Raw genomic sequence first — 11,098 nt, 5'->3', positions numbered from 1 at the left:
GCGGCACCCGTGCCGGGGTCGGATGGGTCTGGTCAGACCTCTTCGACGCTGGACGGCTCGCGCCGGCTCAGGTCGATGCCGAGCTCCTCCGCCGCGCGGAAGACCTCCTCGTCGGACTCCTTCATCTCGATCGTCGTGCCGTCGGAGCTCAGGACCTCGACGTTGAGACACAGCGACTGCATCTCCTTGAGGAGCACCTTGAAGGACTCCGGGATGCCCGAGTCGGGGATGTTCTCGCCCTTGACGATCGCCTCGTAGACCTTGACGCGTCCGGGGACGTCGTCGGACTTGATCGTCAGCAGCTCCTGGAGCGTGTAGGCCGCGCCGTACGCCTCGAGCGCCCAGACCTCCATCTCACCGAAGCGCTGGCCACCGAACTGGGCCTTACCGCCGAGCGGCTGCTGGGTGATCATCGAGTACGGGCCCGTCGAGCGAGCGTGGATCTTGTCGTCGACGAGGTGGTGCAGCTTGAGGATGTACATGTAGCCGACCGCGACGGGCTCCGGGAACGGCTCGCCGGAGCGGCCGTCGAAGAGGCGCGTCTTGCCCGAGGCGTCGATGAGGCGCACGTCGTCGCGCGTCTTCAGCGTCGAGTCGAGCAGACCGGTGACGACGTCCTCGGACGCACCGTCGAAGACGGGCGTCGCCACGCGCGAGCCGGGCGGGGCCTCGTGCGCGTCGGGGGCGATCTCCTTGGCCCACTCCGGGTTGCCCTCGATCTTCCAGCCGCGCGAGGCGGCCCAGCCGAGGTGCAGCTCGAGGATCTGGCCGAGGTTCATACGACGCGGCACACCGTGCGGGTTGAGCACGACGTCGACCGGCGTGCCGTCCTCGAGGAACGGCATGTCCTCGACCGGGAGGATCTTGGAGATGACGCCCTTGTTGCCGTGGCGGCCGGCGAGCTTGTCACCGTCGGTGATCTTGCGCTTGTTGGCCACGTAGACGCGGACGAGCTGGTTGACGCCGGGCGGCAGGTCGTCGCCCTGGTCGGCGCGGAACTCCTTGACGCCGATGACCGTGCCGGTCTCGCCGTGCGGCACCTTGAGGGAGGTGTCGCGGACCTCGCGGGCCTTCTCACCGAAGATCGCGCGGAGCAGGCGCTCCTCCGGCGTCAGCTCGGTCTCGCCCTTGGGCGTGACCTTGCCGACGAGGAGGTCGCCGTCGCGCACCTCGGCGCCGACGCGGATGATGCCGCGCTCGTCGAGGTCGGCGAGGACGTCCTCGGAGACGTTCGGGATGTCCCGGGTGATCTCCTCGGGGCCGAGCTTGGTGTCGCGGGCGTCGACCTCGTGCTCCTCGATGTGGATCGAGGAGAGGACGTCGTCCTGGACGAGGCGCTGCGACAGGATGATCGCGTCCTCGTAGTTGTGGCCCTCCCACGACATGAACGCGACCAGCAGGTTGCGACCCAGCGCCATCTCGCCCTTGTCCGTGGCGGGACCGTCGGCGATGACCGAGCCGGCCTCGAGGCGGTCGCCCTCGTTGACGACGACGACCTGGTTGTAGCTCGTGCCCTGGTTGGAGCGGGCGAACTTGGCGATGCGGTACGTCTGGTACGTGCCGTCGTCGTTGGCCACCGTGACGAGGTCGGCGGAGACCTCCTGCACGACGCCCGGCTTGTCGGCGCGGACGACGTCGCCCGAGTCGAGCGCGGCGCGGTACTCCATGCCGGTGCCGACGAGCGGCGCCTCGCTCTTGACGAGCGGGACGGCCTGACGCTGCATGTTGGCGCCCATGAGCGCGCGGTTGGCGTCGTCGTGCTCGAGGAACGGGATCATCGCGGTCGCGGCCGAGACCATCTGGCGCGGCGAGACGTCCATGTAGTCGACGTCGTTGCCGGGCACGAGCTCGACCTCGCCGCCCTTGGTGCGCACGAGGACGCGCTCGTCGACGAAGTTGTTCTCGAGGTCGAGCTGGGCGTTGGCCTGCGCGACGACGTAGCGGTCCTCCTCGTCGGCGGACAGGTAGTGGATCTCGTCGGTGACGTGGCCACCCTCGACCTTGCGGTACGGCGTCTCGATGAAGCCGAACGCGTTGATGCGGCCGTACGAGGCGAGCGAGCCGATGAGGCCGATGTTCGGGCCTTCCGGCGTCTCGATCGGGCACATGCGGCCGTAGTGCGACGGGTGGACGTCACGGACCTCCATCTGCGCGCGGTCACGGGAGATACCACCCGGGCCGAGGGCCGACAGACGCCGCTTGTGCGTCAGGCCCGCGAGCGGGTTGTTCTGGTCCATGAACTGCGACAGCTGCGAGGTGCCGAAGAACTCCTTGATCGAGGCCACCACGGGGCGGATGTTGATCAGGGTCTGCGGCGTGATCGCCTCGACGTCCTGCGTGGTCATGCGCTCGCGGACGACGCGCTCCATGCGGGACAGGCCGGTGCGGACCTGGTTCTGGATGAGCTCGCCGACGGAGCGGAGACGACGGTTGCCGAAGTGGTCGATGTCGTCGACCTCGACGCGGACGTCGATCTCCTCGCCCTTCTTGATGCCCTTCATCGAGTCGCCGCCGTCGTGCAGCGTGACGATGAACTTGATCGTCTTGACGATGTCGTCGATCGACAGCGTCGAGTCGTTGATCGACGCGTCGAGGCCGAGCTTCTTGTTGATCTTGTACCGGCCGACCTTGGCGAGGTCGTAGCGCTTGCCGTTGAAGTAGAGGTTGTCGAGCAGGGTCTGCGCGGCCTCCTTCGTCGGCGGCTCGCCCGGGCGCAGCTTGCGGTAGATGTCGAGCAGCGCGTCGTCCTGGCCCTGGGTGTGGTCCTTCTCGAGGGTCAGGCGCATCGACTCGAACTCGCCGAACTCCTCGAGGATCTGGGCCTCGGTCCAGCCGAGGGCCTTGAGGAGCACCGTGACCGACTGCTTGCGCTTGCGGTCGACGCGGACGCCGACCATGTCGCGCTTGTCGATCTCGAACTCGAGCCAGGCGCCGCGGCTCGGGATGATCTTGGCCGTGTAGATGTCCTTGTCGGACGTCTTGTCGGGCGTGCGCTCGAAGTAGACGCCCGGGCTGCGGACGAGCTGCGAGACGACGACACGCTCGGTGCCGTTGATGATGAAGGTGCCGCGCTCGGTCATGAGCGGGAAGTCGCCCATGAAGACCGTCTGGCTCTTGATCTCGCCCGTCTGGGCGTTCATGAACTCGGCGGTGACGAAGAGCGGGGCGTCGTACGTCTGGTCGCGCTCCTTGCACGACTCGATCGTCTTGCGCGTCTCCTCGAAGCGGTGGTCGCGGAACGACAGCGACATCGAGCCGCTGAAGTCCTCGATCGGCGAGATCTCCTCGAAGATCTCCTCGAGCCCGGACCGGTCCGGGACGTCGGTGCGTCCCTCGGCCTTGGCCGCGGCGACGCGGGCCTGCCAGCGCTCGTTGCCGAGCAGCCAGTCGAAGCTCTCCGTCTGAAGGGCCAGGAGGTCAGGGACCTCGAGCGGTTCGCGAATCTTCGCGAAGGACAGACGCCCCGAAGGGGTCTGTGCAGTGGACATGTTCGTCGCAGTACGCGAGGCAGCCAAGGAGGGTCCTTCCACGGGCCTTTTCGAATCTTCAGATCCGCGTTGCCGCATGGCTCCGCTCGCGGGACCCGGGGTCAGAACTCGTACCGGATGGCACGGTGGTCAGCCTGACTGGACACGCGGAGAGAGGGCAAGGGCAGCGCAAAGGCCCAGCCTAGCCCCAAAGGGCAGGAGTGTCCAGCCGGGTCAAGAGCGGAGACGCCTGCCGGGGACCTGCCCACGGATTTCCATCCGTGTCGGCCGCGGCGGCTGCCTGCCACGCTCCCGGACCGGGAGCTCGCGAAGCGAACGCGTCGAATATGACGGTCAACGGGCGGCGCGTCAAGAGCCACTCGCCTCGTGGGCGCGTCGCGAGCACGCCGCAGCCCCCTCGCGGACCCGGGCGCGGGCCCGTCGCAGGCCCGTCGAGCCCTGCGTCGTGGCCTCGTCGCGCGACACGCCACGGGCGCGAGTCGGGGCACGTCGGACCTGTCGGGCACGCCGCGTCGTCCCTAGGCTGAGCGGTGGAGCGCGGCTCCGGGTACGACCCCGGCTCCGCCCCTCCCCTCTCGAGAAGGAGATCGCACGATGTCCGACCAGAACCCACCGGAGCAGGGTGCCTTCGGCTCCCCCGCGCCCGGATCCTCCGGCCCCGGCGCCCCGACGCCCGGTGGTCCCGGCCCGCAGGGCGGCGCCCCCGGGACCGAGCCGATCCCGACCGGCGCCCCCGCTCCGGGAACGACGCCGTCGGCTCCGCCTCCGCCGCCGGCGTCGGGTGCCGGTGGTCCGGGCATGCCGCCCCCGCCCCCCGTCGGCCCTGGCTCGCCCGGTCAGCCCGGTCAGCCCGGTCAGCCGCACCACGAGCCGCACCAGCCCGGCGGTGGCGCCGGCGCCTTCGTCACCGCCGGCGGCGAGGCCCTTGCCGACTCCTCGACCGGCTTCTTCCCGGCGCTGTTCGACTTCACCTTCAACACGTTCGTGACGCCGAAGATCGTCCGCATCGTCTACGTGCTCGCCGTGGTGTGGGCGGGCCTCGGTTACCTCTTCGCCGTCATCGGGGGCTTCGCCTCGAGCCTCACCACGGGCCTCGTCGCGCTCATCTTCGGGCCGATCGTCGCGATCATCTGGCTCGCCGTCGTGCGCATCGGTCTCGAGTTCGGCATCTCGGTCGTGCGGATGAGCGAGGACGTCCACCGCCGCCTTCCGCAGGCCTGACGCGTCGCCCGCATGTCGGACGGGCGTCGCTCGACGCCCCACCCACCCCGTCGAGTGGGCACCCTCTCCAGCGAGAAGGTGCCCACTCGACGTGTCGGGGGTCGGCCCGTTCGTGGGCCCGTTCGTGGGCCCGTTCGTGCGCCCGTTCGAGGGCGGGGTCAGAGGGTGGGCTGCTGCTGGGTGATGCAGTGGATGCCGCCGCCGCGGTCGAAGAGCGGCCGCGCGTCCACGCCCACGACGCGACGCCCCGGGTAGGCCTCGCGCAGGACGCCGAGCGACGCGTCGTCCTGGGGGTCGCCGAACGTGCAGGCGATGACGCCGCCGTTGACGACGAGGTGGTTGATGTAGGACCAGTCGACGGGGCCCTCGGCGTCGGACAGGGTGCGCGGCGCCGGCACCCCGACGACCTCGAACCGTTGCCCGCGGGCGTCGCGGGCGTCCTCGAGCAGCTCGCGCAGCTGCCGCGACACCGCGTGGTCCGGGTGGCTCAGGTCCTGCTGGTCGTGCAGCAGCACGACGCCCGGGCTCGGGATCGTGGCGACGATGTCGACGTGCCCGCGGGTGCCGAACTCGTCGTAGTCGCGGGTCAGGCCGCGGGGCAGCCAGACGAACGCCGTGGCGCCGAGGGTGCGGGCCAGCTCGGCCTCGACGTCGGCCCGGGCCAGGCCCGGGTTGCGGCCCGGGTCGAGCTGCACGGTCTCGGTGAGCAGCACCGTGCCGAGCCCGTCGACGTGGATGCCGCCGCCCTCGTTGACGAGGTCGGAGCCGATCCGCCGCGCCCCGGCCATCTCGCCGACGAACGTGCCGATCCGCGCGTCGTGCTCCCAGCTGGCCCACGCCTGGGCGCCCCAGCCGTTGAAGACCCAGTCGACGGCGCCGAGGCGGGTGCCGTCGGCCGAGCGGACGAAGGTCGGGCCGATGTCGCGCATCCACGCGTCATCGAGGGCGGCCGGCACCAGCTCGACGTCCGGGTGCAGGAGCGACTCGGCGACCGGCAGGTCGGCCGGCGTCACGACCATCCGCACCGGCTCGAACTCGGCGACGGCCGCGGCGACGGCCGCCCACGTGGCCCGGGCCGTCGCGACCTCCTCCGGGGTGTCGCCGAGCGTGTAGCCCTGACTCGGCCACGCCATCCACGTGCAGTCGTGCGGGTCGGTCTCGGCCGGCATCCGCCAGGCGGGAGCATCGGACGCGTCGGGCGCGCTGGGTGCGTCGGACCCGCTCGACGCGTCGGGGACCGGCGTGGTCACCCGGCCACCTCGCGTCGGTGCTCGGGACGCACCGGCTCGGCGAGCGCGGCGTAGGAGTCGGGGCGCCGGGTGGCCAGGAACGGGAAGAGGTCGAGCCAGTCCTGGCGCTGGGCGAGGTCGAGGTCGGCGACGAGCACGGCCGCCTCGTCGCGCGGCGCCTGCACGAGGATCCGCCCGTACGGGTCGGAGATGAACGAGCTGCCGTAGAAGGTGATGAGGCCCTCGGTGCCGTAGCGGTTCGGCACGACCATGAACAGGCCGTTGGCGATGCCGTTGCCGACGATGACCTGCTGCCACAGCGGCTGGGTGTCGAAGTCGGGGTGGTCGGGCTCGGAGCCGATCGCCGTCGGGTAGCAGAGCACCTGAGCGCCGCCGAGGGAGTAGAGGCGCGCGACCTCGGGGAACCACTCGTCCCAGCACGTCGGCAGGCCCAGGCGCAGCGCCGGGTCGGCGAGCTCGACGACCGGGTACGCGGCGTCGGGCGGACCCGGCCGGAAGTACTTGTCCTCGTAGTAGCCGGCCGTCACGGGGATGTGGGTCTTGCGGGTGCGCGCGACGACCTCGCCGCTCGGTGCCACGACGACGGCGGTGTTGAAGCCGAGCCCGTCGGCCGAGCCGTCGGGGGCGTCCGCCTTCTCGTAGAGCGAGGCGTGCACGTGCACGGCGAAGTCGCGGGCGGCCTCGCGCGCGAAGGTGGCGGTCGGGCCGGTCTCGAGGTCCTCGGCGATGGCGTTCGGGGTGCCCTCGGGCAGGCTGTCGGCCGGGTAGCGCGACAGCGTCAGCTCGGGGAGGAAGACGACCGAGGCGCCGGCCTCGGCGGCGGTGCGGACGCCGTCGCGCAGCGTCTCGACGAGGGCGGCGGGGTCGTCGACCCACGCGTGTTGGACGAGTCCGACCCGGACCGGCGGGGCCTGCGGCGCGTCGACGCGGGCGAGGGACTCGGGGACACCATTGGCCTGGATGAGCTTCACAGGGGGCAGTATGCCAACCCGCGGGCCACCCCGGCCCCGGTCCCGGACGACCCCTGGGGGCGCCCGGGACCAGCCCCCGTCAGAATGCGGCCAGGTCGCTGACGAGCCAGCGTTCCCCCACCTTCCGCATCGTCGCGATGACCCGGTTCTGGTCGATCGCGGGGGTCGTGCTCGCCTTCGTCGTCGTCGCCTGGTTGACGAAGGCCATGACGCGCACCGTGGTGCCCTCGCCGCCGTCGCCGGTGGTGTCCATGACGCCGACGTCGTAGACCTTGGCCTGGACGGTCGCGCCGTTCTTGACCGCCATGGGCTTGATGTCGGCCGTGGCGACCTTCGCGAACTGCTCGCGGAAGGGCGAGGCGAGCTGCGGCGTCACCTGCGCGACGTGCTGGTCGAAGGTGGTGCCGGTGTAGCTGAGGAGGCTCTCGAGCGTCGTGCGGGCCGACCCGACGGCCGCGCCGCGGTCGGCGTCGGAGACGCTCGGGCGCAGCGACAGGACGAGGGTCGTCGCGAGCAGCGCGAGTGCGAGGACGGCCGCCGTGGCGGCGGGCCACAGCCGGCGGCGCGGGGTCGACGCGTCGGACGCGTCGGATGCGTCGGCCTCGCTGGTCCCGGCGGGTGTGTCGGCCTCGGATGCCTCCGGCGTACGGGTCGCGTACTTCGTGGTCACCTCGGTGGTGCGGCCGGTGGCCGCGTCGGTCACGTCGGTGGGCGTGTGGCCGACCCGGTCGGTGCTCGGGTCCTCGACCGGGACCGGTGCGGTGACCGTGCGTAGCGCCTCCGGGCGGCCCGCGCCGGCGGGCTCGCGGCGTCGCGAGCCGGCGACGCGGCGACGGGCGGGGGTCTTGGCCGACGCGGCGGGCTGCGGCGTCCGGCGGGTGTCAGCTGACGAAGTCAAGGGCGTTCACCTTCCAGGCGTCGCCGACGCGCACGAGGTCGAGGCGCAGGCGGTAGGTCTTCTTCTCCGGGGTGCTCGTCGACGCGTTGGTCGTGGGAGCCACGACCCCGACGATGACGCGGGCCGAGTCGTCGTCGGAGGACACGAGCGAGGCCTCCGCACGCTCGACGGTCGAGACCGTCTTGTTCGCCGTGACGACGGGCTTGAGCTGGGCCAGCGTCGAGGCGTACTCGGTGCGGAACTGGCCGGTGGCCTCGTCGAGGACGCGCTTGGTGTCGGCGTCGAAGCTCGAGGCCCGCATCGTCACGAAGTTGACGGCGATCTGCTTGCCGGCGGCGAGCGCGGCCGACCGGGACTCGTCGGCCTGACGGGCCTGCCACGCGGCGCGCCCGAGCGTCGCCGCGACCGCGATCGCCGCGAGGGCGAGCACCGCCGCGAGCGCCCAGAGGACGCGCGGGGTGGGCCGCCACGTCCGGGGGCGCCGGACGTCCTGCGGCTCGGGCTGCTCGGGCTGCTCGGGCTGCTCCGGGTGCTCGGCGTCCAGGGACGCGTCGCGTGCGCCGGGAGCGTGCGGCGTGTGGGGGGCGTCCGTCGCGTCGGCCGCGTGGGGGTCGTCGGAGGCGGGGTCGCGCCTGCCGGAGGGGTGGTGGGTGACCGTGGTCATTCGAGGGGTGTCCTTCCGTCACCGGCCGCGAGGCCTGGGTGCCCGGGATGGTGCCGTGCGGCGCCTACCGGAGCGCCTCCTGCATCATCCAGAGCCAGCTCGGACCGTTGTCGGTGGTGCTGGTCGGGTTCGCTGCCGAACCGGGTCCACCGGTCGGGGCGACCGGTGCCTGCACGGACAACGAGGCTGGGCTGTCGGAGGTCACGGCCGGGTTGCCGAGCGCGACCGGCGTCGACCCGAAGGCCATCGGGTAGCTCGCACCGCCCTGGCCACCGGGGCGCGGCTTCGGCTCGTTCTGGGCACCGCGGACGTTGACGCCCGAGCCGCGGGCCGCCGCACAGTGCGCGTCGAAGTTCGTCGGCGGCAGGTTCTGGGTCTGGTGCGGCTCGACCTTCTTCGTGCCGCCGTACCCCGCCTCGCAGGCCTTGGGGTTGTCGGCGTTGAGCACGAGCCCGAAGTGGGCCGTGCCGTCGCCGGGGATGACGGTGAACCCGCCGGTGACGACGTCGGGGTAGGTGACGAGCATCTGCTCGATGCCGTCGAGCCGGGCGGTCGTGACGTTGCCGATGGTGATGAAGTTCGCGAGCAGCGCCGCGAGGCTCTGCTTGTTCTCGGCGATGAGCCCGTCGAGCTGGTTGACGGCCACGGCACCGCGGTCGAGGACGAGGCGCAGGTCGGGGTCCGCCTGCCTGAGCGCGTCCGCCACGTCGGCGAAGCCGGAGACGCTGGTGCGGATGTCGTCGTCACTCTTCTTCTGCGTCGTCATGACGATGCGGCCGTCGTCGATGAGCCGCGTCGTCTCGGGGAGGGCCTGCGTGGCCGCGGTGGTCAGCGCGTCACCGGAGTCGACGAGGCGCTGCAGGTCGGAGCCGCCGTTCGCGAAGGCCTTGCCCAGCTCGTCGACCGTCGTGACGAGGGCGTCGCGCGGCACCGAGGCGACCGTGCGGTCGACGTGGCGCAGCAGCTGGTCGATGCGGATCGGGAAGGCGGTGTCGTCGCGGGGCACGACGTCGCCCTCGGCGAGGTAGGGGGCGCGGTCGGTGCGCGGCTGCAGGTCGAGGTACTGCTCGCCGACGGCCGAACGGTTCTCGACGACGGCCGAGGTGTCCTTGGGCACCTCGGTGCCACGGTCGAGGCGCGCGTCGACGCGGACTCCGTTGCCGGACAAGTGCATTGCCTCGACACGTCCGACGGTGACACCGCGGTAGGTGACCTCGGCGCCGACGAAGATGCCGCCGGACTCGGCGAGGTCGGCCGACACGACGTAGCTGCCGCCGATGATCTTGTCGGTGAGCCCGACGTAGTTCGCCGACAGCACGGCGACGAGCACGACGGTCAGCAGGGCGAAGGCGGCCAGCTGGATGCGGACGGTACGGGTGATCACCGGGAGCCTCCCGTCGGGAAGAGCGAGGACCAGGCCGAGCTGTCGGAGCCGGAGCCCGACGCCGACTGGCCGAGGGGCAGCCCGGGCAGCGTCGTCGGCACGGGCACCCCCGGGACCGAGGGCACCGGGATCTTCGGCACCGAGGGCACCGACGGCAGTGGCACACCCGGCAGCGAGGGCAGGCCGCCCGAGGGCAGCTTGCCGATGCCGAGGTTGTCGGCGATGGTCCCCACGTTGGCGTCGAGGGTGATCCAGAGGTTGGTGAAGTCGCCCCGGATCGTGGACTGGGCGTTGTTCGGGAACGGGTAGGTCAGCAGCAGCTGGAAGCTCTTGGGCAGGTCGTCGCCGGCCTTGTTCAGCTGGCGCAGGATCGGGCTGATCGCACGCAGGTTGGCCTCGAGGTCGGCCTTGGAGCCCTTGATGACGCGCGTGCCGACGGCTCCGAGGCGGTCGAGCGCCGTGAGCATCGCGGTCAGCTGGCGACGCTGGTCGGCGAGGATCTTCAGGCCCTTAGGCAGCTCCTCGAGGGCCTTGCCGATCTCGTCGCGGTGGTCGGCGAGGGTCTGGCTCAGCCGGTCGATCCCGTCGAGCGCCCGCACGATCTCCGACTTTTGCGCGTCGAGGCCGCCGACGAAGGTGTCGAGCTGGCCGATGACGTCGCGGACGTCGGTGGTGCGACCGCGCAGGGCGTTGTTCAGCTCGGCCTCGATCGTCTTGAGCTGTGCCACGCCGCCGCCGTTGAGCAGCAGGGACAGGGCGCCGAGCACCTCCTCGACCTCGGGGTTGCGGGTCGTGCGCGCCAGGGGGATGCGGTCGCCGTCGGAGAGGCGGCCCTCGGGGGCGACGCCGGTGGGGGGCGCGAGCGCGACGTACTTCTCGCCGAGCAGCGAGGTCTGCTTGAGCTCGGCGGTCGCGTTGTCCGGCAGCACGACCGAACGCGGCAGGCGCATCCGCACCGTCGCGGTCCAGCCGTTGACGGAGATGTCCTCGACGGTGCCGACGGTGACCTGGTTGACCTTGACCGACGACTGCGGCACGAGGTCGAGCACGTCGGAGAACTCGGCGGTGACGGTGTAGGCGTCGTCGCCGGCGCCGGCCCCACCGGGCAGCGGCAGGTCGTAGGCGTTGCAGCCGCCCACGGCGAGGCACGCGACGACGGCGGTCGCGGTGGCCTTGAGAACGGTCCGGACCGGACGCATCGGGGTCTCCTGGCGGGTCTCGG

8 protein-coding genes are annotated in these 11,098 nt (G+C 71.6%); 1 reads left to right on the top strand and 7 read right to left on the bottom strand.

Annotated features, from left to right (window positions below):
* Window positions 1-32: 32 nt before the first annotated feature.
* Complete coding sequence (gene rpoB / locus RY076_RS04845; RefSeq protein ID WP_413785737.1) at window positions 33-3,515, bottom strand: DNA-directed RNA polymerase subunit beta; 3,483 nt, start codon at window positions 3,513-3,515, stop codon at window positions 33-35.
* A 567-nt stretch (window positions 3,516-4,082) separates the two neighbouring features.
* On the opposite strand from rpoB, the gene RY076_RS04840 reads away from it, so the two are divergent.
* Window positions 4,083-4,709 carry a DUF4282 domain-containing protein gene (locus RY076_RS04840; protein ID WP_323096473.1) on the top strand — a complete coding sequence of 209 codons (627 nt, stop codon included), beginning with the start codon at window positions 4,083-4,085 and terminating at the stop codon, window positions 4,707-4,709.
* A gap of 158 nt (window positions 4,710-4,867) precedes the next feature.
* Here the strand turns inward: RY076_RS04840 and RY076_RS04835 are convergent, their stop codons facing one another.
* From RY076_RS04835 to RY076_RS04810, 6 genes are all read right to left on the bottom strand, one after another.
* Window positions 4,868-5,878 carry an agmatine deiminase family protein gene (locus RY076_RS04835; RefSeq protein WP_323097179.1) on the bottom strand — a complete coding sequence of 337 codons (1,011 nt, stop codon included), beginning with the start codon at window positions 5,876-5,878 and terminating at the stop codon, window positions 4,868-4,870.
* Between the two features lie 77 nt (window positions 5,879-5,955).
* Window positions 5,956-6,930: a nitrilase-related carbon-nitrogen hydrolase gene (locus RY076_RS04830; RefSeq protein WP_323096472.1), complete on the bottom strand. Its 975-nt coding sequence runs from the start codon at window positions 6,928-6,930 to the stop codon at window positions 5,956-5,958.
* Window positions 6,931-7,009: 79 nt separating this feature from the next.
* Window positions 7,010-7,828 carry a hypothetical protein gene (locus tag RY076_RS04825; RefSeq protein ID WP_323096471.1) on the bottom strand — a complete coding sequence of 273 codons (819 nt, stop codon included), beginning with the start codon at window positions 7,826-7,828 and terminating at the stop codon, window positions 7,010-7,012.
* On the bottom strand, window positions 7,812-8,492 hold the full coding sequence (locus tag RY076_RS04820; RefSeq protein WP_323096470.1) for a hypothetical protein: 681 nt from the start codon (window positions 8,490-8,492) through the stop codon (window positions 7,812-7,814). Before RY076_RS04820 ends, RY076_RS04825 begins: the two co-directional genes overlap by 17 nt.
* 64 nt (window positions 8,493-8,556) lie before the next feature.
* On the bottom strand, window positions 8,557-9,876 hold the full coding sequence (locus RY076_RS04815) for an MCE family protein (RefSeq protein ID WP_323096469.1): 1,320 nt from the start codon (window positions 9,874-9,876) through the stop codon (window positions 8,557-8,559).
* Window positions 9,873-11,075, bottom strand: a complete 1,203-nt coding sequence (locus tag RY076_RS04810) for an MCE family protein (protein WP_323096468.1) — start codon at window positions 11,073-11,075, stop codon at window positions 9,873-9,875. The genes RY076_RS04815 and RY076_RS04810 overlap by 4 nt, the downstream gene beginning before the upstream one ends.
* Between the last annotated feature and the right edge of the window lie 23 nt (window positions 11,076-11,098).

This window comes from Intrasporangium zincisolvens, assembly GCF_034724055.1.
In the GTDB taxonomy this organism is placed as follows: domain Bacteria; phylum Actinomycetota; class Actinomycetes; order Actinomycetales; family Dermatophilaceae; genus Monashia; species Monashia zincisolvens.
Note: the sequence above shows the minus strand (reverse complement) of the source record. Positions and strands in the feature narration are given on the sequence as shown.